This window comes from Saccharopolyspora hirsuta (assembly GCF_008630535.1).
Taxonomy (GTDB): Bacteria; Actinomycetota; Actinomycetes; order Mycobacteriales; family Pseudonocardiaceae; genus Saccharopolyspora; species Saccharopolyspora hirsuta.
Window position 1 is genome coordinate 16,013 of the sequence record NZ_VWPH01000009.1, and the last position, 25,135, is coordinate 41,147.

Below are 25,135 nucleotides of genomic sequence, written 5' to 3' on the forward strand. Positions count from 1 at the left end.
CGCGTCCGCTGTGGTGGAGGCCGCGCGCAAGCTGGCCGATGCCACGGACGTGACGCTGTTCGCGCACGTCAACCCGGATGCGGATGCGCTTGGCAGCGCGCTCGCCCTGGGGCGTGCGCTGCGTCGGCGGGGTTGCACCGCGCGCGTGTCGTTCGGCACGCCGGACCAGCCACCTGCTTCGCTGCGCGATCTCGACGGCGACGGTCTGGTGGTTCCCGTCGACGAGGTGCCCGCCGCGCCGCCGACGTTGGTGGTGTGCGACACCGGCAGCCTGCAGCGGCTCGGGCGGTTGGCCGATCGGGTCGCCGGGACCATCGAGGCCGGTGGCGACGTCATCGTGATCGACCACCACGTGTCGAACACGCGCTACGGCACGCTGCACGTGGTGGACGAGCACGCCGAGGCGACCGTGATGATCGTCCTGCAGCTGCTCGACGAGCTGGGCGCGGAGCTGGACCTGCCGACCGCGCGGTGCCTGTACGCGGGGCTGGTCACCGACACCCGATCCTTCCGGCACGCCAGCGCGCGGACGCACCAGGTGGCGGCCCGGCTGCTGGAAGCGGGCGTGGACCCCGAGGCCACCACGCGCCCGCTGCTCGACACCCATCCCTTCGGCTGGATGGGCATGCTGGCCGGAGTGCTCGGCGCGGCCGAGCTGGAGCCGTCCGCCGCGCGCGGGCTCGGGTTCGTGCACGCCACCGTCCGGCTGGCCGACTCCGACGGTCTGCGCAGCGAGGAGCTCGACAGCGTCATCGACGTGCTGCGCACGACCAGCGAGGCGGAGGTGACGGCGGTGCTGAAGGAGATGGCACCGCAGAACTGGTCGGTGTCGCTGCGCGCGGACAGCCGCCTGGACGTGGGCCACGCGGCGGCGGTCTGCGGGGGCGGCGGCCACCGCCTGGCCTCCGGTTTCACCGCGCAGGGCGAGCCGGAGGACATCATCGACTCGATCCGCAAGGCCCTCGACGAGGCCCCGCTGCTGGACTGACCGAGACCGCGACGAAGTCGTGGTTCAGCCCCCCGCGGGCGACGGGGAAGACGGTGCGGAAGTCGTCCACGGCCCCCGGTGCGTCGGGCGTCCGGCGCACGGATGGTTGCAGTTTCAATTGAAACTGCGGTTCCGCCGGATCAGGCGCGGCGGCGGGCTCGGAAGGCCGCGACGTGCATGCGGTTCGCGCAGCGGGGGGAGCAGAAGCGCTTGGCCTGGTTGGTCGAGGTGTCCAGGAAGTAGGTTTCGCAGCCGTCGGCTTCGCAGCGGCCCCAGCGCGTGGTCCCGTGCTGGACCACGCCCTGCGCCAGGCCCCACGCCGCGGCGGCCGCGACCTCGTCGACGGCCGGGGCGTCCGGGCCCGCGACGTGCACGTGCCAGTTCGGGTTGCCGTTGCGGCCGCCGTGACCGGACAGCCGCGGGCGGGGCGGGTGCTCGGCGAGCAGCTCGTTGATCTCCGCGAGCACGGTCTCGCCGTCGTCGGCGACCAGGGCGTCCAGCGCTCGGCGCAGGCCGTCGGCGACCGCGCGCAGCACCGGGAGGTCCGGTTCGGCGAGGCGGTCCGCCCACCACGGTTCGTCGTGGAGCGCGGCGCGAACCGCGTCGAGGTCGCTCAGATCGGCGTTGGCGATCCGGAGCGCCACGGCAGCGTAATCAGCGTTGTCCATCGGCGGTCCTTACCGTAGCCTGGGGTGTCAGGGGCGAAACCCGCATTCGCAGCTTAGCGCGCTGGCCGCGACCCACGTCCCCACCGATCCGAGTAGGCACTGACCTGGAGGAAGTGTGTCCGAACCGGGGGAGCGCATCGCACCGCGGAAGGTCTTCGCGCTCGCAGTCCCAGCCCTGGGCGTGCTCGCCGCCGAACCGCTGTACGTGCTCGTCGACACCGCGGTGGTCGGGCACCTCGGGGCGGTCCCGCTGGCCGGTCTCGCGCTGGGCGGCACGCTGTTCACGCTGATCTCCAGCCAGCTGACCTTCCTGACCTACGGCACCACGGCGCGCACCGCGCGGTTGCACGGGGCTGGCCGCCGCAAGGAGGCGGTGGCCGAAGGTGTCCAGGCCACCTGGCTGGGCGTCGCCGTCGGCATCGTGCTCCTGCTGCTGGCCCAGCTGGTCGCGGCACCGGTCGCCGAGCTGCTCGCCGGGCCGGGACCGGTCGCCGACGCAGCCGCGACCTGGCTGCGCATCGCGCTGTGCGGCGCTCCGCTCGTGCTGATCACGATGGCCGGGAACGGCTGGATGCGCGGCGTGCAGGACACCGCGCGCCCGCTGCGGTACGTGCTGGTCGGCAACGGCGTGTCGGCCGTGCTGTGCCCGCTGTTCGTCTACCCGTTCGGCTGGGGCCTGGAGGGGTCGGCGATCGCCAACCTGGTCGGCCAGACCATCGCGGCCTCGCTGTTCATCCGCGCGCTCGTCGTGGAGCAGGTGCCGCTGAAGCCGAAGCCCTCGGTGATGCGCGCCCAGCTCGGCCTCGGCCGCGACCTGGTGCTGCGCACGCTGGCGTTCCAGGTGTGCTTCCTGTCGGCGACGTCCGTGGCGGCCCGGACCGGTGCTGAAGCCGCAGCGGCGCACCAGGTGGTCTGGCAGCTCTGGACGTTCCTGGCGCTGGTGCTGGACTCGCTGGCGATCGCGGCGCAGTCGCTGGTCGGCGCCGCGCTGGGCGCGGGCTCGGCGCCGCGCGCCAAGGGGATCGCCCGGCAGGTCACCTGGTACGGCCTGGTGTTCGGGATCGTGCTCGGCGTTCTGTTCGCCGCGCTCGCCGTCCCGCTGCCCGCGGTGTTCACCTCCGACGGCGCGGTGCTCGCGGAGATCCCGCACGCCTGGTGGTTCTTCGTGCTCCTGCAGCCGGTGGCCGGTGTGGTGTTCGCGCTGGACGGCGTGTTCCTCGGCGCTGGGGACGCCGCCTACCTGCGCACCGCGACGCTGCTGAGCGCCTTCATCGGCTACCTGCCGATGATCTGGCTGTCGCTGGCGTTCGGCTGGGGGCTGGCGGGCATCTGGACGGGCCTGTCGATGTTCATGGTCCTGCGCCTCGTGACGCTCCTGCTGCGCGCCCGCTCCGGCCGCTGGGCGGTCACCGGGGCCACCCGGACCGAGGCCGCCACCGCGTAGCTACGGCTGCCAGAACCAGTCCTGGTCGCGGACCTGCCGGTAGGCCTCGCGGCGGGTCCTCGGGTCGAGGCGCTGGATGTAGACGATGCCGTCGAGGTGGTCGGTCTCGTGCTGGAGGCAGCGCGCCATCAGGCCGCTGCCCGACACGGTGACCGGCTCGTTGTCCACGTCGACACCGCGCACCACCGCGTGCTGCGCGCGGCGGGTGTCGAACCCGAGCCCGGGCAGGGACAGGCACGCCTCGACGCCGTCCTGCGTCTTCTGGGACAGCTCCACCAGCTCCGGGTTGATCACGTAGCCGATCTCGCCGTCCACGTTGTAGCTGAACGCCCGCACCCCGACCCCGATCTGCGGCGCGGCCACCCCGGCGCGGCCGGGGGCGTCGACGGTGTCCAGCAGGTCCGCGACGATGGTGCGCAGCCGCTGGTCGAACTCGGTGACCGGTTCGGCGGCCATCCGCAGGATCGGGTCGCCGAATCGCCGGATCGGTCGGAACGCCACTTCACCCTCCTAGCTCGGCCCAACCCTAGCGACCCGGGCGGTGATCGTCCGGCGAGGTCGGGGATGATGGTGCGTCGTGTCCGAGCACTCCCGAAAAGCACGTCCCACCGTTCCGCCCGGCCTCCTCGTGGTCGACAAACCGGCGGGGATGACCTCGCACGACGTCGTCTCGCGGGTCCGCCGCATCATGGGCACCCGCAAGGTCGGCCACGCCGGGACCCTCGACCCGATGGCCACCGGCGTGCTGGTGCTGGGGCTGGAACGGGCCACCAAGCTGCTCGGCCACCTGGCCCTGGACACCAAGGCCTACCTGGCCACCATCCGGCTGGGCGCCACGACCACCACCGACGACGCCGAGGGCGACGTGCTGTCCGAAGTGGACGCGTCCGCAGTGGACGAATCGGCGATCCGGGCCGGGATCGCCGAGCTCACCGGGGAGATCCAGCAGGTGCCCAGCGCGGTCAGCGCGGTGAAGGTCAACGGTCGGCGGGCCTACGAGCTGGCGCGCAGCGGCGAGGAGGTCGAGCTGGCCGCCCGGCCGGTCACGGTGTCCCGCTTCGACGTGCTGGGCCTGCGCCGCACCGAGCGCACCACCGAGCTGGACGTGCTCGTCGAGTGCTCGTCCGGCACCTACGTGCGGGCGCTGGCCCGCGACCTGGGCGCGGGCCTCGGGGTCGGCGGTCACCTGGGCGAGCTCCGCCGGACCCGGGTCGGCCCGTTCGGGCTGGCCACCGCGCGCACCCTGGAGCAGCTGGAGGCCGAGCCCGGGCTGTCGATGGGCCTCGACGAGGCGGTGGCGACGGCCTTCCCGCGCCGCAACGTGGACTCCGCCGTCGCCCGCGCCCTCTCGCACGGCCAGCTGGTGCCCGCCGCCGGTGTCGAGGGCACCTACGGGATGTTCGACCCGGAGGGGCGGGCGGTCGCGCTGGTCCGCGACCGCGGCCGGACCGCCAAGCCGGTGCTGGTGATCATCCCGGCGAATTGACCGGAACCTCCCGGCTTCGCACTCGTTTTCGGTGACCCGCGCCACAGCGCTGGAACCTGGTCCGGCGCGCGCCGTCCCACGACCGAGTCCGAACGAACGACTGAGGAAGTGGGAGCAGCATGCGCAAGCGAGTGGTCGGGGCGACCGTCGTGCTGGCGGCGGGTTTGGCGCTGAGCGGATGCGCGGCGGGCTCGGGGCAGTCGCCCGCGAGCCCGGCGGAACCGCAGGTCAACGGCCAGTCGGTCGCGGCGGGTGAGCAGACCGCGACCGGCGATCAGACCGAGACCGGCGAGCGGGCCGAGGGCTCGGGCGACAACGGGCGCTCGGACGAGGACCGGCCCTGCACCGGGCGGGACCTGACCGCGCAGTACCAGTCCGGGGAGGCGAGCCCGGCGGGCGGCGAGGGAACGCTGCTGGTGACCAAGAAGGACGCGAACGACCCCTGCGTGCTGGACCGGTACCCGGACCTCCGGGTGCTCGACGGGAACGGCCAGCCGCTGTCGACGACCGTCCAGCACACCCTCGAACCGGCGCCGTCCCGCGTGCCGATGCCGGGCCCGGCCTACGACCAGGCGGTGCTGTCGCTGAAGTGGACCACCGCGGAGGGCTGCGGGTCGAGCTCGAGCCAGCTCGCGCTGAACCTCGTCGGCTCCGACGACTGGGCCGACGCTCTGCAGGTCCCTGTGAACACCGGCGAGCAGGACGTCTTCGGTTCGCTCTGCGCCGGTTCCACCGTGGACGTCTCCGCCTTCGGCGCGGGCGTCAGCTGACCGCCCGGGGTCGTGAGTGCGCAACAGTGCTCCAACGCGCTTTCGCGCTCACGGCCCCGTGCCGTGCGTCGCAGCACGGGCCATGGCTTTCCGGCGCTCGGGTGGTGGAGCAGTAGGCTTCGTGGTCGTGCAGCGATGGCGTGGTTTGGAGCAGCTTCCCGGCGGCTGGGGGCGGTGCGTGGTCACCATCGGTGTCTTCGACGGCGTGCACCGCGGGCACCAGCAACTCATCTCGCACGCGGTGCGGCAGGCGCGGCGGCGCGGCGTGCCGTGCGTGCTGATGACCTTCGACCCGCACCCCTCGGAGGTCGTGCGCCCGGGCAGCCACCCGGCGCAGCTGACCACGCTGCGGCGGCGCGCGGAACTGGCCGAGCAGCTCGGCGTGGACGTGTTCTGCGTGCTGCCCTTCACCCGCGAGGTCTCCCGCGTGCCCGCCGAGGAGTTCGTGCACGAGGTGCTGGTCGAGAAGCTGCACGCGGCCGAGATCGTGGTGGGGGAGAACTTCACCTTCGGGCACAAGGCCGCGGGCAACATCGAGCTGCTGGCCAAGCTGGGCGAGCGGTTCGGCTTCGAGGTCGAGTCCGACGCCCTGGTGTCCGGCCCGGTCGAGCGGGCCGACGACCCGTCGGGCACCTCCGTGACCTTCTCCTCGACCTACATCCGGTCGTGCATCGACGCCGGTGACGTGGTCGCCGCGGCGTCCGCGCTGGGCCGCCACCACCGGCTGGAGGGCATCGTGGTGCGCGGGGCGGGGCGCGGCGGCAAGGAGCTCGGCTTCCCCACCGCGAACCTGTCCACCCCGCCGCACGCGGCGATCCCGGCCGACGGCGTCTACGCCTGCTGGTTCACCCACCGCCACCGCGGTTCGAGCGAGCCCGGTCGCACGCTGCCCGCGGCCGTCTCGGTGGGCAGCAACCCGACGTTCTCCGGCACCGAGCGCACCGTCGAGGCCTACGTGCTCGACGTCGACGCCGACTTCTACGGCGAGCACGTGGACCTGGACTTCGTGCGGCGGTTGCGGGCGATGGAGCGCTTCGACAGCGTCGACGCGCTGATCGAGCAGATGCACCAGGACGTCGCCGAGACCAGGCGAATCCTGGCCGCGGACGGGTGAAACCCGGCATGTCCACTCCCCGAACGGAGCAACCGCGGCCGCTGAGCGGTCCAGGGCGCTCCGGGCATATTTCCGATTCACGTTCGCGTCTGGCCAGTGACCTGGCAGTATTCAGAGCCGGAGCGGCCAGTCGTGATCAGGTCGGTGCCGAGATTGGGGGAGCGAAGGTGGCGGAGAGCAGCAACGTCCAGCGGAACCTTGCCCTGCAGCGGCAGTGGTACGGCGAACCGCTGGGCGACCGGGTCCGCCGCCTGGTCGTCGCGTTCCGCATCTCGCAGGCGCAGCTCGCCGACGTGCTCGGCATCAGCGCGCCGATGCTCAGCCAGGTGATGAGCGGCCGCCGCGCCAAGATCGGCAACCCGCAGGTGCTGGCCCGGCTGGTGATGCTGGAGCGCAAGGTGCTCATCCCCGGCGTCGCCTCCGGCGAACCCGACGCGATCAAGCAGGCGCTGGAGGACGTCCGGCAGTCCCAGCCGTCGGTGGGTCGGGACAACCTGCCGGTCAAGCACGCCGCCAACGGCGAGGAGGCGGCCTGGCCGGTGCTGCGCGAGGTGGCCAAGCCGAACGAGCTGGAGGCCGCGGCGTCCATCCTCGAAGGCCGCTACCCGGGCCTGGCCGGACTGCTCCGCCGAGCCGCCAACGGCGACTGACCCCCGTGCGCGGCGATGGTCGCAAGAGCCACCACCGCCGCGCACGACGTACCTTGGGCGGATGCGCCTGTTCACCGCGTTGTGGCCGTCTGGGGAGGCGGTGCGGCACCTGTCCGCCGCCGTCGACCGGCTGGACCGGGAGCGGTTGGCCGCGGCGACGGCCGGGCTGCGGAAGTTCCGGTTCAGCGCGCCCGACCGCTGGCACCTGACGCTGTGCTTCCACGGCGACGACGCCGACCAGGACGAGGTCACCGAGCGGCTGGACCGCCGCGTCGCCCGGCTGCTGACCACCGACCCCGCACCGCCGCGCCTGCGCCTGGCCGGGAGCGGGACGTTCCGCGGCGTGCTGTGGATCGGCGTCGAACCGGCCACCGATGACGACGACCGGGCGCTGCGCGCGGCCGGGGGCGACCCGCACGGCTACCGAGCGCACCTCACCATCGCGCGCTGGGCCTCCGGCCGCGGCGACCGGGAACTGCTGCCCGGCCTGTTCACCGGCTACGCGGGCCCCTGGTGGGAGTCGCGGGAACTCACCGTGGTGCGCAGTGACCTGCGGGAAGGCGGTCCGGCGTACCGCACCGTGCACCGGGTCGGAGTGACGCGCGAGGCATCGGGCTGACCCGGTGGGAGCAGTCCGCCCTGATATCCTGACCGGTGGAGCGGCTGCAGTCCGTGGTGGCCAGCTCCGGTCGGGCGGTCGAACCGCCGGACCCGTCCCCGGCCGGGCAGGCCGGGTGCAGCTGACACGGGACATCGAAGGAGAGTCAACTCGTGGCGTTGTCCACTGCAGAGAAGAAGCAGATCCTGGCCGAGTACGGCCTCAAGGAGGGCGACACCGGTTCGCCGGAGGCCCAGGTGGCCCTGCTGACCAAGCGGATCACCGGGCTGACCGAGCACCTCAAGCAGCACAAGCACGACCACCACTCGCGTCGTGGCCTGCTGCTGATGGTCGGTCGTCGCCGCCGCCTGCTCAACTACCTGACCAAGGTGGACATCGAGCGCTACCGTTCGCTGATCAAGCGACTCGGCCTGCGCCGTTGACCAACGCCGAGGGGAGTGGCCCGCCGGGCCGCTCCCCTCGGTGCATGAACCGGCGCTGAGGCGCCGTTGCAACAGAAGAGCGCTCACGGTGGTACGCACTGGGCAGGCGTCCGCCGGTCCTCGGTAGTGGCTGCCGGGCAAGTCGTCTCAAGGACGTTCCCGGGGGCTTCGATCGATGGCCGGCCTCGTCGGACCACGACCCGGACGCACCTGCCGTGGGCCTCGTGAGGATGAGGAGTCATCTTGACCGAACCCCAGATCGACGAGGGTGTGTACGAAGCGACCGCCGTGCTGGACAACGGCGCCTTCGGCACCCGCACCGTCCGATTCGAGACCGGACGGCTGGCCAAGCAGGCCGCGGGCAGCGTCGTCGCCTACCTCGACGACGAGACCATGCTGCTGTCGGCCACCACGGCGTCCAAGCAGCCGAAGGAGCACTTCGACTTCTTCCCGCTGACCGTCGACGTCGAGGAGCGGATGTACGCCGCGGGCCGCATCCCCGGCTCGTTCTTCCGCCGCGAGGGCCGCCCGTCCACCGACGCGATCCTGACCTGCCGGTTGATCGACCGGCCGCTGCGCCCGTCGTTCGTGGACGGCCTGCGCAACGAGGTCCAGGTCGTCGTCACCGTGATGAGCCTGGCGCCGGGCGACCTCTACGACGTGCTGGCGATCAACGCCGCGTCGGCCTCCACGCAGGCCTCCGGCCTGCCGTTCTCCGGCCCGATCGGCGGCACCCGGATGGCGCTGATCGACGGCCAGTGGGTCGCGTTCCCGACCCACGAGCAGCTGGAGCGGGCCGTGTTCGACATGGTCGTCGCGGGCCGCATCGTCGGCGACGACGTGGCGATCATGATGGTCGAGGCCGAGGCCACCGAGAAGACCGTCGCGCTGGTCGGCGAGGGCGCGCAGGCCCCGACCGAGGAGGTCGTGGCCCAGGGCCTGGAGGCCGCCAAGCCGTTCATCCGGTCGCTGTGCGTCGCCCAGCAGCAGCTCGCGCAGGCCGCCGGCAAGGCCGCCCAGGAGTTCCCGGTGTTCCCGGCCTACGCCGAGGACGCCTTCACCGCGGTCGAGCAGGCCGTGTCCGCCGAGCTGGCCGAGGCGCTGAAGATCGGCGGCAAGCAGGAGCGGGAGAACCGGCTCGACGAGATCAAGGCGTCGGTGCTGGAGAAGGTCGGCACCGGCGAGGGCGAGCAGTTCGAGGGCCGCGAGAAGGAGCTCGGCGCCGCGTTCCGCTCGCTGACCAAGAAGCTGGTGCGGCAGCGGATCATCCGCGACCAGGTCCGCATCGACGGCCGCGGGCTGACCGACATCCGCAGCCTGTCCGCCGAGGTCGGCGTGATCCCGCGGGCGCACGGCTCGGCCCTGTTCGAGCGCGGCGAGACCCAGATCCTGGGCGTGTCCACGCTGAACATGCTGCGGCTGGAGCAGACCATCGACTCGTTGTCCCCGGAGACGACGAAGCGGTACATGCACCACTACAACTTCCCGCCCTACTCGACCGGTGAGACCGGCCGGGTCGGCAGCCCGAAGCGGCGCGAGATCGGCCACGGTGCGCTGGCCGAGCGCGCGCTGGTGCCGGTGCTGCCGTCGCGCGAGGAGTTCCCGTACGCGATCCGGCAGGTCTCCGAGGCGCTGGGCTCCAACGGCTCCACCTCGATGGGCTCGGTCTGCGCCTCGACGCTGTCCCTGCTCAACGCGGGTGTGCCGCTGAAGGCGCCGGTCGCCGGCATCGCCATGGGCCTGGTCTCCGACGAGGTCGACGGCAAGACCCACTACGTGGCGCTGACCGACATCCTCGGTGCCGAGGACGCCTTCGGCGACATGGACTTCAAGGTCGCCGGCACGAAGGACTTCGTGACCGCCCTCCAGCTGGACACCAAGCTGGACGGCATCCCGTCCGAGGTGCTGGCCCAGGCGCTCGGCCAGGCCCGCGACGCCCGGTTCACCATCCTCGAGGTGATGGCCGAGGCGATCGGCAAGCCCGACGAGATGAGCCCGCACGCCCCGCGCGTGACCTCCATCAGCATCCCGGTGGACAAGATCGGCGAGGTCATCGGCCCGAAGGGCAAGATGATCAACTCGATCACCGAGGAGACCGGCGCGGAGATCACCATCGAGGACGACGGCACCATCTACGTCGGCGCCGCCGACGGCCCGTCCGCGGAGGCCGCGATCGACAAGATCAACGCCATCGCCAACCCGCAGCTGCCCAAGGTCGGCGAGCGCTTCCTGGGCACCGTGGTCAAGACCGCGGCGTTCGGCGCGTTCGTCTCGCTGCTGCCGGGCAAGGACGGCCTGGTGCACATCTCCAAGCTGGGCAACGGCAAGCGCATCGGCAAGGTCGAGGACGTGGTGAACGTCGGCGACAAGCTGCGCGTGGAGATCGCCGACATCGACAGCCGCGGCAAGATCAGCCTGGTGCTGGTCAACGACGAGGACGAGAAGTCCGAGGCCGCCGCCGAGCCGGAGGCCGAGAAGTCGGAGCAGTGATCTGCGACTGACCGTCGATGCGGCCCGTCCCGGTGCGTCCGGGGCGGGCCGTATCGTCGTGGGTGCACCACCCGACCGGATCATCCGAACACTCTCGTGGGGACATGAAGCAGCAGAAGCAGATCGCCGGTGGCCACCTGCAACGCCCCGGGACCACCCGGGTGCTCGGGCGCAGCGGGGACGCCGCGGTGCGGCGGACCGTGCTACCGGGCGGATTGCGGGTGGTGACCGAGCCGGTGCCCGGCGTCCGCTCGGCCTCGGTCGGGATCTGGGTCGGCGTGGGCTCGCGCGACGAGGCCAAACAGCAGGCCGGTGCCGCGCACTACCTCGAACACCTGCTGTTCAAGGGCACCGCCAAGCGCACCGCGGTGGACATCGCGCAGGAGATCGACGGCGTCGGCGGTGAGCTCAACGCGTTCACCGCCAAGGAGCACACCTGCTACTACGCGCACGTGCTGGACCGCGACCTGCCGCTGGCCGTGGACATGCTCTGCGACGTGGTCTTCGACGCGGTGAACGCGAAGTCCGATGTGGACGTCGAGCGCAGCGTGGTGCTCGAGGAGATCGCGATGCGCGACGACGACGCCGAGGACCTGCTGCACGAGCTGTTCAACTCGGCGGTGCTCGGCGACCACCCGCTGGGCCGGTCGGTGCTGGGCACCGAGGACTCGATCACCGCCATGACGCGGGCGCGGGTGCACGGCTTCTACCGCAGCCGCTACGCGATGCCGAAGATGGTGGTCGCCGCGGCGGGCAACGTCGAGCACGGCCGGGTGCTGCGCCTGGTCCGCAAGGCCCTCGGCGACCGCCTGACCGGCGACGAACCGCCCGCGCCGCCGCGCACCGGCCGCGCCCGGCTGCCGCAGCAGAAGCGCCTGGTGCTGCAACCGGACGACACCGAGCAGGCGCACCTGCTGCTGGGCTGCCGCAGCTTCGACCGCTACGACGAGCGCCGCTTCGCGCTCGGGGTGCTCAACGCCGCGCTCGGCGGCGGCATGAGCTCGCGGCTGTTCCAGGAGGTCCGCGAGCGGCGCGGGCTGGCCTACTCGGTCTACTCCTCGACCACCGCCTACTCCGACGCGGGCACCTTCTCGGTCTACGCGGGCTGCACCCCCGACCGGCTCGGCGAGGTCGCGACGGTGATCCGGGGCGTGCTCGCCGGGGTCGCCGCGGACGGCCTGACCGAGGAGGAGGTGGAGCGGGGCCGCGGCCAGCTGCGCGGTGGCCTGGTGCTCGGCCTGGAGGACAGCGCGGCGCGGATGAGCCGGATCGGCAAGACCGAGCTGAACTACGGCCGCCACTTCACGGTGGAGCAGACCCTGGAGCGCATCGACGCGGTCACCCCCGAGGACGTGGCGGAGCTCGCGGCGGAACTCCTCCGCCGCCCCCTCACCACGGCGGTCGTCGGCCCCTACGACACCCTCGAAGACCTCCCCGACGGCGTCTGACCCGACCCCGGAGGGGTGCAGTTTCAATTGAAACTGCGGTCCGGCGTGGGGGAGATTCACAGTTTCAACTGAAACTGCGGTGTGGCCGGGCGGGGTGTCCGGTCCGGGCCGGGTGGTGCATAGACTCGGGGTGTCTTCAGGTGCCGGGGTGGAAAGGTAGTCGTCACGTGAGCATCAAGGTCGGTGTGCTGGGCGCCCGCGGGCGGATGGGTTCCGAGGCCGTGCGAGCCGTCGGCGAGGCCTCCGACACCGAGCTGGTCGCCGCGATCAACCGCGAGGACGACCTCTCCGGTCTGGTGTCGGCGGGCGCGCAGGTCGCCGTCGACCTCACCCACCCGGACGCCGTGCTGGACAACGTCAAGTTCTGCGTCGAGCACGGCATCCACGTCGTGGTGGGCACCAGCGGGCTCGGCGCCGCGGAGCTGGAGCAGATCCGGTCCTGGCTGGCCGAGCGCCCCGAGGTCGGGGTGCTGGTCGCGCCGAACTTCGCCATCGGCGCGGTGCTGTCGATGCGGTTCGCCGAGCTGGCCGCGAAGTACTTCGAATCCGTCGAGATCGTCGAGCTGCACCACCCGAAGAAGGCCGACGCCCCGTCCGGGACGGCCGCGCGCACCGCGCAGGTGATCGCCGAGGCGCGCGCCGAAGCCGGTCTCGGCGAGATGCCCGACGCCACCACCAAGGAGCTCGACGGCGCCCGCGGCGCCGACGTCGACGGGGTGCGCGTGCACTCGGTGCGGATGACCGGTCTCGTGGCGCACCAGGAGGTGCTTTTCGGCACCGAGGGAGAGACGTTCACCATCCGCCACGACTCCTACGACCGCCGCTCGTTCATGCCGGGCGTGCTGCTGTCGGTCCGCGAGATCGGCAACCGGCCCGGCCTGACCGTCGGGCTCGAAGCGCTGCTGGGGATCTGAGTTGGCCGAGTCGAAGCAGCGCCGGTTGCTGAACCCGCGGACCTCGGCGTTCGTGGTCGCGGCCGCGCTGCTCGTCTATCTGGTGATCATGGGCGAGCGCGCCATCACGATGGTCGTCAGCGGGCAACCGGTGTTCATCGCGCTGGGCTTGGCGATCTTCGTGTTCCCGGTGCTCGGCGCGGTGCTGGTGGTGGACCAGCTGCGCTTCGGCGCGAGCACCGAGCGGCTGGCCCGGCGGCTGGACGCCGAGGGCGCGCTCCCGGACGTCTCGCACCTGCCGCTGCGCCCGTCCGGCCGCGTCGAGCGGGAGGCCGCGGACGCGTGGTTCGACGAGAAGCAGGCCGAGCTCGAAGCGGAGCCGGGGGACTGGCGCCGCTGGTTCGCCCTGGCGCAGGCCTACGACCTGGCCGGCGACCGCAACCGGGGGCGCAAGGCGATGCGCCGCGCGATCGAGATGGAACGCCAGGACCAGCCGAGCTGATCAGCCGGAGACACGCCGACGGCGGGCGCGCTGGCGGCGGGTCGGCCCGCAGTAGCGCGGTGGCCGCCCGGTGGTACGTACGCGCAGCTGTGCGCTTTCGAGAGAACTCTCTGACGTCACAACCAGAACCATGGCTTTGGCTTCGCCGACGCCCCTGATCACTGTCGGGTTTCGGCATCACCGCCTGCGGTGGGTGCCGAACCGGCGCGATTTCGGGGGTGTCTTGGGGACGGGGTGTCCCCGGGGGGGCCTGGCGCTTGGTGGTGGTAGCGGGGTGGGGTTGGGGAGGAGGGGTGTCGGTTGGGTTCGGGGCTGGGTTTGGGTTCAAAGCGGTGGGTGGCTGGCTTGGGGTGATGCAATTTCAATCGAAATTGCGTCGTTCTCGACGGAGCCTGCGGTGGCGAGGTGGGCAATTTCAATCGAAATTGCAGTCGTCACCACCCCTCGGACGGCCGTGACAGTGGTCGACCGACGGAGCCAGGACCCTGATCGCACGGTTGTCGTCCCGGTGGTGACGTCAAAGCACGAGCCCCGCCGCCGTCCGGCCTAAGGCCCATCCCCAAGCCTCCTTCACGCCACGCGCTCTCCAGCATGTCGACGTCCTTCTGCGCGCCAGGCGACCGCTTCTCACCGCCGAAGCACAAGCTCCGGTGCACCCACGAACACGACGCAAGAGCCCGATTTCGCTTGAAATCGGCCTGTCTCACCACCGCAGGTTCCGTCGAGAACGCCGATTTCAGGTGAAATCGCTGTCCCGCAAGGCGGCCACTCACCGCGTTGAACCTCACGCAACCATCCCCATCCGCACTTCTCCTACCGAACCCACCTCCGATCTCCGGTGACGACCACCGCTTGCCCGACGACACCCGGCCCCGGCACCCACAGGCACGACGAAGGGCCCGAAATCGCGCGAGCGTTCGCCGCTCTCCGCGCAGCTGCGGTGCCGGGCTCCGGGCGAGCACGGTCGATGAGGGGCCAGGAGCGCGATCGCACGACCAGAAGTCCTGGTGACGACGTCAGCGACTTCTCCCGAGATCGGCTGCGATGCCCACCGCAGGTCGCGGCGACAACGATGCCCATCTCGTGAGAGTTCCGCGCCCTACCCGCCAAACTGGCCGCCCCGCAACCTCTTCCGCAGGGAACCGATCTCTTCGAGCTGGGCGACGGCTGGCCGAATCCGGTGCCGCTGCGCTCCGCGAACACCTCGGAACTGGTGTTGCCGCCGGGTTTCGCGCGCGAGAAGTGTTAAATCCACGACCGCTTTCCAGGTGAATGCCGACGAGTGCGGCGCATTCATCGCCGACCAGCAGGGGTGATCTCACCCAGTGGTTGGTCGTTGACAGCCGGTGGTGGCGTGCCGATCATTTCTGCCATGTCGAGGTTCGGCACTCTCGTCGCTCGCCTGCACGTCGATCTCGTGCAGCAGGCCAGCGCGCTCTGTCGCGTGCGCTAGTCCCCGCCACCACTTTCGAACGAGCCCGCAACCGGCCCCCGGCCGGTGATTCCCGGTTGCGCAGCTGGGAAACGCGTTCCGGCGGGACCAGGAGAGCGCTCTGCCCCCGGCGTCGAGAGCTCGGCAGCAATTCGCCCGATTCCCCGTCGTGCGGCCACTCCCGGTCGCACGGCTGTTCCGGCACGCCCGAATCCGGGCACCCCCACCGATTCTCGGAGCACAGATGAAGAGCAGATATCGAAGACTGTCCACCGGGTTGGGCGCCGCGCTGCTGGCCGTCGGCGCGGTCACGCTCCCGGTGCAGGACGCCTACGCCGACGTCGAAGTGTCCACCCAGTCGATCAAGGGTGCCGACGGCAAGGACTACACCGTCACCAACCACCTGGTGAAGAGCGCGCTGCAGAAGTCCCAGTCCGACGGCAAGCGCAAGGAATGGCTGCTGGTCTGGGCCGGGGACGAGAACATCGCCGACACCGCCGTGCCGAAGGTCCGGGACCTGCCCGGCTCGCTCACCGGCGGCATCGACGACGTCGCGGACTCGTTGCCGGGCCCGGACTTCCTCGCGGTCATCGACGCCACCCCCGGATCCCCCGGGTACGGCGAGGTGGTCAACACCATCACCGTCGGACCGCTGGTGGAGAACGAGCCGCACCACATGCAGTACGTGTGGCACAAGGGCGACACGATCTACGCCGGTGCGCTCTTCGGCGCGGCGACCTACGCCTTCGACGTCACCGCACTGCCGTCGGTGAAGCTGAAGGGCATCAGCCTGCCGTCGCAGACGCTCGGCGGCTCCGTGCCCGACGCGTACTGGGTGCTCAAGGACGGCACCGCGTACGCGACGTACATGGGCGGGCCGGTCGCACCCGGGCCGTACCGCTACGACGACGGCTCGGTGCACATCGGCAACGGATTCGCGGGCAGCCCCGGTGAAGTGGTCCGGTTCGACGAGAACGCCAAGGTGCTCTCGCAGTCCCCGGCCGCGACACCCGGCGGGGACAACGCGAAGCTGTGCGACAACCTGCCGCGGCTCGGCCAGCCGACCTGCGCCAACCCGCACGGGATCCAGGCCCGCGAAGACCTGAACACGCTGGTCACCGCGGACTACGTGGAGCCGCGCAACATCATCCTGGACCCGGTGAAGGCTCCGTCGCCGTACCTGCGGCGGCCGACCGTGCGGACCTGGGACATCTCCGACCGCAACCACCCGAAGCTCAAGGCGGTGTCCTACCTGCCGGACGGCCCGCGCGCCGACCCGGCCGACCCGCTGCACCAGGAGAGCCGCGCGGTCATGGAGACCACGGTGACCAACCTGCCCGGCCACAAGGGCGCCTTCGCCCAGACCATGCAGGGCGGTGCGGTGTTCTACACGCCGGACATCACCGCTGCCGAACCGCGGTGGCGGCAGGTGTTCGACGACGGCACCGCGGCCCCCGGCTTCGACGCGGCCAACGACCGCAACGGCGGCAGCTCCAACGGCGGCTGGATCCAGACCAGCCCGGACGACCGCTTCCTCTACCGGGCGATCCAGGGGCGTCAGCCCGGCACGTTCGGCCCCGACGACCCCGGCACCACCGGCGGCGTCTACGTGCTGGACATCTCGAAGCTGGTCGAAGCAGGCACCGACTACCAGTGCTCCATCGACACCAAGCAGGAGGCCGAGCACGGCGGTGCCGAGGCCGACTGCCCGACCCTTGCGGGGGCGACGCCGATCAACCCCGGCAAGCCGGGCGCGGGGCCGCACTGGGGCGCCTACGACAACTTCGTGCTCGACGACGACGGCTACTACCGCGAAACCCAGCAGCCGCAGCGGCTCGCGGTGTCGAACTACTTCGTGGCGCGGTCCGGTCTGGACGGCGACCACAAGGTCAACATCGTGAAGCTGGGCCGGGACGGGAAGGTCGCGGTCGACGACACCTTCCGCGACGAGGTCACCGGCGAGGTGGGCGTCAACTTCAACCGGAAGACCTGGCCGCACGGCCAGTTCGGCAACGCCAAACCGCACTCCGAGCTGTTCGTGGTCGCCGACGAGGACCTCAAGGGCTGATCGCGAACCCGCCGCGCGGCGATGCCGGTCGCGCGGCGGACCGCGTCGGTGGCGCCGTCCCGCACGCCCGGTGCCACCGGCGCACCCCCTCCCTGGAACACGAGAAAGCGGTGGAGCACATGCATTCCCACGTCGCAGCGTCCGATGTGGACATCTTGGCGCTCGTGCTGCGGGTGGTGCTGCTGACCAGCACCGCGCTGGTGGCGGGCATCGGCCTGCTGCGACCGGCGGTGACCGCCGCGCCGCGGCTGGCCTGGGGCGCCGCTGCGCTCGCCGCCGCGGCCAGCGCGGGCTCCGCCGTGGTGCTCGACATCAACATCGGCTTCGCCGTGGTGCACGCCGTGCTCGCACTGGCGGTGCCGATCGCGCTGCGCTGGCGGGCGGTGGCCACCTACCTGGGCTTCGGGTTGGCCCTGCTGCTCATTGCCGAGGCGGCCTTGGAGCACGCTTCCTTCGAGTTCTTCCTCGACACGGTTTTCGCCGCCGTCGCGGTGGTCTGGTTCGGCATCGCTGCGGGGGAGTGGCGATCCGACAGCGGCTTGCGCCCGGGACCGGTGGCGCTGACCGCTGCACTCGCGCTGGCCGGGGCGGGGACGGCGCAACTGCTGGCCTCGGGGCTCCTCGACCGGCGACTGGTGGAAACCGCGCACGGCCTGGCGCTGCTCGTCCTCGCCGTCGCAGCACTGGGAGTTCTGGTGCTGACTCTCGCGCTCCGCGACGTGCGTCGGCGCTACCGGTTCGGCGCGGTGGGGGTGCTGGTGGCCGTCGTCGCGTGGACGGCGCTGCCGGGACTCCCGCCGCCCGCCGACCTGCCCGTGCCCGGGGTGCCCCGGGCGGTGTCCGCGGCGGGCACGTCGGTGCTGGTCAGCCCGCACCGGCCGGGGCGGAACCTGGTGCACTTCCCGGAGAGCGCCGGGCTGGACGTGGTCGTGGAGACCGCTGCCGGGATCGCCCGCGCAGTACCGCGACCGGGAAGTTCTGGGACCTGGGCGGAGATCGACCTGCCCGCCGGGCGCAGCGACCTGGTCGTGCGCCGCGGTGCCGAGGAGGACTCGGTGGAGGTCGACGCCGGGCAGCTGCCGCCGCTGCCCGACGCCGCGGGCCCGGACGGAACCGAGTGCGCCAGCGCCGCACTGGGCGACTTCGCCGCCGGAGCGCCGGAAGTGCTGGACCGCTGCCCGTCCGCCGAACTGTCCGATGAGGACAGCGATGCGCTGCGGCAGCTGATCGGGTACCTCGCCGAGTTCCCGGTCCCGGCGATCGACGTGGTCGGCGACGACTCGCCCCGCGGCCGTGCCGCCGCCGAGCTGGTGACCGCGGAAGCCCGGCAGCGAGGCATCCCCGTTCGGGACGACCGGGACGGCGCGCTGGTGGTGGTGTCCGGTTGGACGCGCGCGGCCGAGGCCCTCGACGAGGCCAACCGCGGCCAGAGCTACCTCTACGGCGTGCAACTCGCCCCGTGGCTGCTGCACGGCCCGGTGGTGAACAAGGTCGCCGGGGCCTCGATCCCGCTCCGGTTCGACCCGCGCGACCAGCGCTCCCTGACCTACGGCATGACCCTCGCCGCCCGCTTCGGCGGCGAACCACCGTCGCTCGCGGGCTTCCGCCGCTGGCTCGCGGCCCGCGGCGACCACGCCACCGGCGCGGTCTCCGTCTATGCGTCCGCCCAGGTCGACGTGATGCAGATGACCAACCACCAGCACGGGAGCGCCGCAGCGGGCCAGTGGATCCCGAAGGGCACCATCGTCGCCATCTCCGGCCCGCTCGGGCTGGACGACGGCTGACCGGACACGGCCGGACCAGCGAGGACCGGCCCGACAGAAGGAGGAAACCATGTCCGCGACCATCCGCCGCCTCGCCGCGGCCTCGGCCACCGCGCTCGCCGCCTGCCTGCTCACCGGCGGCGTCGCGACCGCCGAGCCGATCTGGGTGCTCCCCGGCGTCGACCTGGGGCCGCTGCTCGAACCGACGGTGCAGTTGCCCACCCAGCTGCTGGCCCCGATCTACGACGTCCTGAACCCCTGACCAGCGCGTGCGCGTTCACCGCAGGTCGGTGGCGCGGATGCGGTAGCCGACGAGGAAACCCAGCGAGAGGAACTGCCATGACCCAGCGGAACACCTGCCGCGTGCTCACCGCCGCAGTGCTCACCGGTGCCGCGCTGCTCAGCGCCGGACCGGTCGCGCTCGCCGAAGCGCCCCGCCAGGACGGCGTGGCCGTCGTCGACGAGCCGGACACCAGCGAGCTGAACAACAAGTGGACCTTCGCGCCGCTGGGCGTGCCGGTCTTCGGGCTGATCGACTCGCTCAGCGGGGTGCCGAAGCGGCTGGGCCTGCCGCTCTGACCCGATCTCCGGACCCGGCGCACACCCGTCGCGGGCACGACCCGTCGGCTCGACCTCGGGTGTCGCCGGGCCCGGTCTTCGTAGCGTCCTCGTGCCAAAGGCCTGGGGGTCGGTGGTGGTAGCGGGATCCGTGGGCGAGGAGGGGAGTGGGATGGCTTTGGGGTGGTGCGATTTCTGAAGTTGGGCTCTTGCGTCGGATCTGTGGGCGTGCGGCCGGGTGGGTGGCCTGGCGAGCGGTGGTGATACTTCGTGGGCTTGGGGAGGAGAGGTGCCGTGGCGCGCGGGGTTCAAAGCGGTAGGTGGTCGGCTTGGGTGCGCTGCAATTTCAATGAGCCTTTTTCATCCTGCCCGTGGACCGCAGCTGCGAAGGGCGAACTGCACCGATCGGCGAGGGTCGCATGCGCCGCCAGGCGCATAACCCACCCTCGCAGCTTGCACCGCCGCGGGTTCTCAGCGTTCGCCTGGCGAGGACGGCCCAACTGCCGTGTATTGGCATACATAAAGTTGGGCACCCGCAGTCCAGGCGGGCGCTGAGGTTCCGCCACCCGCACCGCCACTCAGAACGAGGTTGGAAAAACCTCAATTGAAATTGCGTCGTTCTCGGGGCAACTTCAATCGAAATCGCAGTCGTCGCCGCATCTCGGATGGTCGTGATCGCGGTGGGTTGTCAGAGCCAGGCGATGATGGCGCCCGGGGCGATCGCCAATGCGCCGAAGCGGACGAAGCGGCCGACGAAACCCGTGATCAGGAACGTGGACAGCGGGACCTTCGCCCAGCCCGCGACCACCGCCACCGCTGCGAACGGTGGGAGGCTGGCCGTGGCGCTGACCAGCAGGACCGCTCCGGTCCACACCGGGCGTTGCTGGCAGTTCGAGCGGAACCGCTCCAGCCACTGGCGCCACCGGCCGCGGCGTTCGTTCTCGCTCTTGCGCCGGAAGAACTTCGGCAGCCGGATCGCGCCGCGCGCCGCGTAGTAGTGCAGCAGCTTCCCGCCGATCTGGCCGGTCGCGATCACCACCGCCAGCAGCCACCACGGGATCTCCGGGCCCTTGAGCACCAGGCCGATCGCGAACAGCTCGATGCTGATCAGCGGGAGCAGCGCGGATGCCACCGACACCCCGAAGGTGGTGGACAGCAATCCGATGACGGTCAGCACGTTCGCCCCCAGCGCGTTCGGACCAGCTGACGGAAGGCTAGCAACGGGAGCGCGGCCTGCTCAGGCGAACCGGCACGCGCTCATGAATTCTTGAACTGCAGTTCCAGCGGGCCGGACAGGCGCAGCTCCCGCAGCGGGCGGCCACCGGCGTCCAGCGTTCGTACCGTACCGTCCGGAGCCCACCCCGCGCTGCGGAAGAAGGCCATCGAGGCCGTGTCCGCTTCCGGCACCCACGCGATGCCCCGGGCGGCACCGGTCCCGGCGAACCGCTGCGCCATCTCGCCCAGCAGCCGACCGCCGTGCCCCCGCCGCCCCCAGCGCGGCTCCACCAGCAGCGCGCTCACCAGCACCACGGCGTCCGCGTCGGGCGGCAGCGACCCGTTCGCCGCCGCGACCTCCGGCTCCGGTGCCGGTCCGGCGGCGCAGAACCCCACGACCCAGGAACCCTCGGTGGCCACCAGAACGGTGGCCGGACCCCCGGTCAACGCCTGCTGCCACTCCTGCTCGGCCGCGGCGCTGTCCAACCCGTCCAGCACCTCGGCGGGCAACAGCTCGGTGTACGCGGTCCGCCAGGTCGTCAACTGGATGCGCGCGATCTCCGCGGCATCGGACGGCACCGCGTCCCGCACCTCGGCATCAGCCATGCGGCCAATCTAGAGGTTGCCGCGGTCGCGTTGCGTGGCGGCTCGGCTACCGGATCGCGGTGGGCGTCTGGTCTGCGGTGTCGGCTCCGGCGGGAACTCGTCGACAAGTCGGCGCGGGTCCCGCCGCGCTGCGGCGCGCACGCGCGGGCACCGAGCGAGACGACCCTGCGTTCGGTTGTCAGTGCCCGCTGGCACCATCTGGCGGGTGCAGACCATGAGCCGCGAGACCGCTCGCCGAGTTGCCCTGGCCGCCCAGGGGTTCGCCGACCCGCCACCGCGTGGTGAGGTGACCCGACGGCACCTCCAGCGCGCGTTGTCCCGGACCAAGCTGCTGCAGCTCGACTCGGTCAACGTGGCGGTCCGCGCCCACTACATGCCGCTGTTCAGCCGCCTGGGCGCCTACGCCCCCGAGCTGGTCGACACCGCGGCCTGGTCGCACCGAGCGCGACAGCCCCGACTGCTGGTCGAGTACTGGGCGCACGAGGCGTCCCTCATCCCGATCGAGGACTGGCCGCTGCTGCGCTGGCGCATGCGCGAGTACGGCGGCGCGTGGCGGCGGCGCAGCCGAGAGCTCCTCGAACGCTCGCCCGAGCTCGTCAACGACGTGCTGGCCGCGGTCAAGGACCTCGGTCCGATCGGTGCGGGCGCGTTGGAGCGCGAACTCGGCGGTGGTGAGCGCCAAGGCCGCGGTCCCTGGTGGAACCGCACCGACACCAAGCGGGTGTGCGAGCTGCTGTTCGCGATGGGGGAGCTGACCACCGGCACCCGACGCGGTTTCGAACGCCTCTACGACCTGCCCGAACGCGTGCTACCTGCGCACATCCTGGGGCACGAGCCCGAGGACGACGAGGCGATCCGGGCGCTCGTCGAGCGGTCCGCGCACGCGCTCGGCGTGGCGACCGAGCCCGATCTGCGGGACTACTACCGGCTGCCCCCTGCCCGGTCCCAGCAAGCGGTGGCCGAGCTGGTCGAGGACGGCGTGCTCGACCCCGTCACGGTGCACGGCTGGCGGCAGCCCGCGTACCGGTATTCCGGCGCGCGCATTCCGCGCAAGGTCACCGGCCGGGCGCTGTTGTGCCCGTTCGACCCGCTGATCTGGGAGCGCTCCCGCGCCGAGCGGTTGTTCGACTTCCACTACCGCATCGAGATCTACGTTCCCGAACCCAAGCGCAAGTACGGCTACTACGTCTTCCCCTTCCTGCTCAACGGTGAACTGGTGGCCCGGGTCGACCTGAAGGCGGACCGCGCGGCCGGTGCGCTGCGGGTGCCCGGCGCGTTCGCCGAACCGGGTTCCGACCTGGGCGAGGTCGTCCCGGAGCTGGCGGCCGCGCTGCGCGACATGGCGTCCTGGCTGGGCCTCGACGACGTCGTCATCGGCGACCGGGGAGACCTCGCCAAGCCGCTCCGCGCAGTCACCGGCTGAGCCGCTGCGCGCTGTCAGCCGACCTGGACTTCTTCGGCTCGGATCTGCGCCGCCACGACCTCGTCGCCATATCGGGCTGCCAACGGGCCGAGGATGTCGATCGGTTCGAGCAAGCTCTCCCCGAGCTCGGTCAGGCGGTCTTCGACCCGGTGGCCGCGCTTCCCGGTAGGTGCTCCGGGCGACCAGGCCGATGTGCTGGAGACGGCGCAGCGTCTCGGCGAGCACCTTCGTGCGGATGCCGCCGAACCGCCGCCGGTACACAGTGGACCCGCGCAGGGCACGAGCTGGTGGTGAGCGGTCGTGACCCCGCGAAGGCTCAGGCAATCGCCGAGCGGATCGGGCGCCCGTCGCGCGCAGGAACGTTCGCCGAAGCCGTCGAGTTCGGCTCGGTCGTCCCTGTCGCCGTCCCCGCCAGCGCGATCCCGGAGGTGTTGTCCGCAGCGGGCGCCGAGGCCGGATGGTCCCTGGGCAAGGTGCTGGTGGACTGCAGCAACGCCTTCGTGCCCGGCTGTTCCGTCCCCGACCTCCCGGCTGGTTCGTCCATGGCCGAGCAGATCGCCGAACGGGCGGTCGGTTCGAAGGTCGTCAAGGCCTTCAACCTCTGTCACGAGTCGGTCTGGCGTTTGTCCCCGCCGGTGTTCGACGGCCGACCGCTTCTGGTCCCGTTGTGTGGTGACGACCCGGCCGCGATCGAAACCGTGCGTTCCCTGGTCGCCGACATCGGGTGCGAACCCGCTGACGGCGGCCCGCTGGAACGTGCGGCGCTCGTGGAAGCCACCGCCGTGTTCGCGGTCGGGCTGTGGGTCGGCGGTGCCGACCTCAGGCGATGCTGCCGCCCTCCAGGCCGTCGGGATGTGACCGTTCCTGGCTCAGGTGCTGATGGGTCGGTCAGTACGAGCTGGCCCATCAGCACCCGAGCGGTGATCATCGGGTATCCGCCGCAGTCGAGCGTTCGCCATTTCGTCAGGTCGCGGACGTCAGCACGGCATCACCTGTCCCGGTCCGGCCGAAGACCTGCAACTTCGGTTGTTCGGCCGGGGCTTCTTCGGACACCACCAGGTCGCTGCTCGCGCTGCCGGTGGACGAGGTGAGGTCCACCTCCGCGGCGGTGCCGCGGTGGATCGAGACCTGCAGCTCGCCGGAGCCGGTGATCAGCTCGACCTGGCCCTCGGTGGCGTCCGCGACGGTCAGGTCGCCGCTGCCCGAGCGGGCCAGCACGTCAGCCGACACCGTGCCGAGCCAGACGTTCCCGCTGCCGGTGGCCACCGACGACGGCGCCCCCAGCGAACTGATCTCGACATCGCCGCTGCCGCTTCGGGCGTGCACGCCGCCGGTCATCGTGCCGAGGCGCAGCTGACCCGAGCCGGACCGGACGGTGGCCCGGTCCGAGGCCTGCTCGACCGACGTGGTGCCGGAACCGGACTGGATGTTGACCCGACCGGCCGGTCCGGAAACGCGGACCTCGCCGGAGCTGGTGTGCACGCCGACCTCCGATTCCAGCGGGGCGCGCACCTTGACCGCCAGCGGCACGTTCCGCAGCGGCGCGGCCGCCGGGGTCCGGATGGCGAGCCGGTTGCCGGTCAGGTCGATCCGGGTCCGGCGGACCGCTTCGGCGATCGGTTCCTGCGGTCCGCGGAACTCGCCGCCGGTGCGGATCCCGGCCTCGCCGAACTGCTCGGTGACCCAGCTCAGCAAGCCGGACAGCCCGCTGCGCCAGTCCGGTCCGGACGCCGTCGGGTCGTGCCGGACCTCGACGTGGGTGACCGCCGTGTCGGCCAGCTCGACGGTGATCGGGCCGAGACTGTTGCCGATGTCGATGCGGATCGGCCCGGAGGTGTCGAAGTCCTGGCTGCGCACCAGTTCCGCGATCTTCTCCTCGGCCGCCGACCAGCCCTCGTCGTCGACGGGGCCGCGCGGTTCGTCTGGATCGGGTATGTCGTGGTTCGTCATCAGGTGCACCGCCTCTCAGCCTTCTACCCAGCCGCGGATGCGCGATCCGGGCTCGCCGCGCCAGCGGCCGCGTGGGCCGCCACCGGGCGGACCCCACTGCCGACCGCCGCGCCCGTGCCGCGGGTGGTCCCACGGCCCGCGCGGCCGTCCGGTGTGCAGGGCGCCCTGCACCGCCTGGGCGACCCAGGTGTTCAGGGACACGCCCTGGCTCGCCGCGGCCTGCTCGGCCTGCGACTTGATCTCCTCGAGCAGCCGGAGCGTGATGCGGCTGATGTCACCGCTCTCACCGCTCGGTGGTGGGGGTGGTGGTTCTTCCTCCTGTTCGTCCACGGCCGGTGGTGGGGCCGATCCGCTGACCACCACCCGGACGTCGCGTCCGTCCAGCCGGATGTCGACGACCGGGCCGTCCAGCTGGGTCGTCACCTCCGCTGCCAGGTCGGACAGGGCGTTCATGATGGCCAGCCGGGCGGCTGGCTCGATCGCGCCGGACAGCACCGCCGCGGTCTGCCGGGTCTGGTCGTCCCCGGCGGAGGCGGCCGAGCTGAGGTCTTCGCGAAGCTGGTCGATGTAAGGGCTCAGATCCATGACGCCATGATGACATCGCCTATGACGCCATGCAATGACTC

The 25,135-nt window shown here is 71.6% G+C and carries 23 protein-coding genes and 1 pseudogene; 18 read left to right on the top strand and 6 right to left on the bottom strand.

Annotation, left to right across the window (positions count from 1 at the left end; translation table 11 throughout):
- The first annotated feature begins 10 nt into the window (after positions 1-10).
- Complete coding sequence (locus tag F1721_RS20065) at positions 11-988, top strand: DHH family phosphoesterase (protein WP_150068545.1); 978 nt, start codon at positions 11-13, stop codon at positions 986-988.
- A 140-nt stretch (positions 989-1,128) separates the two neighbouring features.
- Here F1721_RS20065 and F1721_RS20070 read toward each other — a convergent pair whose 3' ends face one another.
- Positions 1,129-1,656, bottom strand: coding sequence for a CGNR zinc finger domain-containing protein (locus F1721_RS20070; RefSeq protein WP_150068282.1), 528 nt, complete (start codon positions 1,654-1,656; stop codon positions 1,129-1,131).
- 115 nt (positions 1,657-1,771) lie between these two features.
- Here F1721_RS20070 and F1721_RS20075 point away from each other — a divergent pair, with 115 nt between their 5' ends.
- A complete protein-coding gene (locus tag F1721_RS20075) occupies positions 1,772-3,100 on the top strand; it encodes an MATE family efflux transporter (RefSeq protein WP_150068283.1) in 1,329 nt (442 codons plus the stop codon).
- On the opposite strand, the gene def is transcribed toward F1721_RS20075, so the two are convergent.
- Positions 3,101-3,601, bottom strand: a complete 501-nt coding sequence (def, locus tag F1721_RS20080; RefSeq protein WP_150068284.1) for a peptide deformylase — start codon at positions 3,599-3,601, stop codon at positions 3,101-3,103.
- A gap of 76 nt (positions 3,602-3,677) precedes the next feature.
- Between def and truB the strand changes: the two genes are divergently transcribed.
- The 14 genes from truB to F1721_RS20155 all read left to right on the top strand — a co-directional run bounded on the left by truB (position 3,678) and on the right by F1721_RS20155 (position 19,336).
- The gene (truB, locus tag F1721_RS20085; protein WP_150068285.1) at positions 3,678-4,586 is read left to right on the top strand and encodes a tRNA pseudouridine(55) synthase TruB; all 909 of its coding nucleotides are present in this window, start codon (positions 3,678-3,680) and stop codon (positions 4,584-4,586) included.
- A 119-nt stretch (positions 4,587-4,705) separates the two neighbouring features.
- Positions 4,706-5,356, top strand: coding sequence for a DUF4232 domain-containing protein (locus F1721_RS20090; protein ID WP_150068286.1), 651 nt, complete (start codon positions 4,706-4,708; stop codon positions 5,354-5,356).
- Between the two features lie 127 nt (positions 5,357-5,483).
- The gene (locus F1721_RS20095) at positions 5,484-6,470 is read left to right on the top strand and encodes a bifunctional riboflavin kinase/FAD synthetase (protein ID WP_150068287.1); all 987 of its coding nucleotides are present in this window, start codon (positions 5,484-5,486) and stop codon (positions 6,468-6,470) included.
- Positions 6,471-6,637: 167 nt separating this feature from the next.
- A complete protein-coding gene (locus F1721_RS20100; RefSeq protein ID WP_150068288.1) occupies positions 6,638-7,120 on the top strand; it encodes a helix-turn-helix domain-containing protein in 483 nt (160 codons plus the stop codon).
- A 61-nt stretch (positions 7,121-7,181) separates the two neighbouring features.
- Positions 7,182-7,739, top strand: a complete 558-nt coding sequence (locus tag F1721_RS20105) for a 2'-5' RNA ligase family protein (RefSeq protein WP_150068289.1) — start codon at positions 7,182-7,184, stop codon at positions 7,737-7,739.
- Between the two features lie 152 nt (positions 7,740-7,891).
- Positions 7,892-8,161, top strand: a complete 270-nt coding sequence (gene rpsO, locus F1721_RS20110; protein ID WP_150068290.1) for a 30S ribosomal protein S15 — start codon at positions 7,892-7,894, stop codon at positions 8,159-8,161.
- 243 nt (positions 8,162-8,404) lie between these two features.
- Complete coding sequence (locus F1721_RS20115; RefSeq protein WP_150068291.1) at positions 8,405-10,651, top strand: polyribonucleotide nucleotidyltransferase; 2,247 nt, start codon at positions 8,405-8,407, stop codon at positions 10,649-10,651.
- A gap of 104 nt (positions 10,652-10,755) precedes the next feature.
- Positions 10,756-12,099 (top strand): M16 family metallopeptidase, encoded by a 1,344-nt coding sequence (locus F1721_RS20120; protein WP_150068292.1) that lies wholly within the window; start codon positions 10,756-10,758, stop codon positions 12,097-12,099.
- Between the two features lie 167 nt (positions 12,100-12,266).
- Positions 12,267-13,013 (top strand): 4-hydroxy-tetrahydrodipicolinate reductase, encoded by a 747-nt coding sequence (gene dapB / locus F1721_RS20125; RefSeq protein WP_150068293.1) that lies wholly within the window; start codon positions 12,267-12,269, stop codon positions 13,011-13,013.
- A 28-nt stretch (positions 13,014-13,041) separates the two neighbouring features.
- Positions 13,042-13,494 (top strand): hypothetical protein, encoded by a 453-nt coding sequence (locus tag F1721_RS20130; RefSeq protein WP_211840553.1) that lies wholly within the window; start codon positions 13,042-13,044, stop codon positions 13,492-13,494.
- Positions 13,495-15,170: 1,676 nt separating this feature from the next.
- Positions 15,171-16,994 (top strand): selenium-binding family protein, encoded by a 1,824-nt coding sequence (locus F1721_RS20140; RefSeq protein WP_246155193.1) that lies wholly within the window; start codon positions 15,171-15,173, stop codon positions 16,992-16,994.
- A 119-nt stretch (positions 16,995-17,113) separates the two neighbouring features.
- The gene (locus F1721_RS20145) at positions 17,114-18,778 is read left to right on the top strand and encodes a hypothetical protein (protein ID WP_150068295.1); all 1,665 of its coding nucleotides are present in this window, start codon (positions 17,114-17,116) and stop codon (positions 18,776-18,778) included.
- A gap of 49 nt (positions 18,779-18,827) precedes the next feature.
- Complete coding sequence (locus tag F1721_RS20150; RefSeq protein ID WP_150068296.1) at positions 18,828-19,019, top strand: hypothetical protein; 192 nt, start codon at positions 18,828-18,830, stop codon at positions 19,017-19,019.
- 77 nt (positions 19,020-19,096) lie between these two features.
- Complete coding sequence (locus F1721_RS20155) at positions 19,097-19,336, top strand: hypothetical protein (protein WP_150068297.1); 240 nt, start codon at positions 19,097-19,099, stop codon at positions 19,334-19,336.
- A 667-nt stretch (positions 19,337-20,003) separates the two neighbouring features.
- Here the strand turns inward: F1721_RS20155 and F1721_RS20160 are convergent.
- Both F1721_RS20160 and F1721_RS20165 read right to left on the bottom strand, forming a co-directional pair.
- Positions 20,004-20,492 (bottom strand): VTT domain-containing protein, encoded by a 489-nt coding sequence (locus F1721_RS20160; RefSeq protein ID WP_150068298.1) that lies wholly within the window; start codon positions 20,490-20,492, stop codon positions 20,004-20,006.
- 80 nt (positions 20,493-20,572) lie between these two features.
- Positions 20,573-21,136 carry a GNAT family N-acetyltransferase gene (locus F1721_RS20165; protein ID WP_150068299.1) on the bottom strand — a complete coding sequence of 188 codons (564 nt, stop codon included), beginning with the start codon at positions 21,134-21,136 and terminating at the stop codon, positions 20,573-20,575.
- Positions 21,137-21,341: 205 nt separating this feature from the next.
- Between F1721_RS20165 and F1721_RS20170 the strand changes: the two genes are divergently transcribed.
- A complete protein-coding gene (locus F1721_RS20170) occupies positions 21,342-22,559 on the top strand; it encodes a winged helix-turn-helix domain-containing protein (protein ID WP_150068300.1) in 1,218 nt (405 codons plus the stop codon).
- Positions 22,560-22,849: 290 nt separating this feature from the next.
- A pseudogene (locus tag F1721_RS35520) lies at positions 22,850-22,993 on the top strand (NADP oxidoreductase); the annotation flags it as partial.
- 529 nt (positions 22,994-23,522) lie between these two features.
- On the opposite strand, the gene F1721_RS20180 reads toward F1721_RS35520, so the two are convergent.
- Both F1721_RS20180 and F1721_RS20185 read right to left on the bottom strand, forming a co-directional pair.
- Positions 23,523-24,509, bottom strand: coding sequence for a DUF4097 family beta strand repeat-containing protein (locus F1721_RS20180; protein WP_150068301.1), 987 nt, complete (start codon positions 24,507-24,509; stop codon positions 23,523-23,525).
- Between the two features lie 15 nt (positions 24,510-24,524).
- Positions 24,525-25,094: a toxin-antitoxin system HicB family antitoxin gene (locus F1721_RS20185; RefSeq protein ID WP_150068302.1), complete on the bottom strand. Its 570-nt coding sequence runs from the start codon at positions 25,092-25,094 to the stop codon at positions 24,525-24,527.
- Between the last annotated feature and the right edge of the window lie 41 nt (positions 25,095-25,135).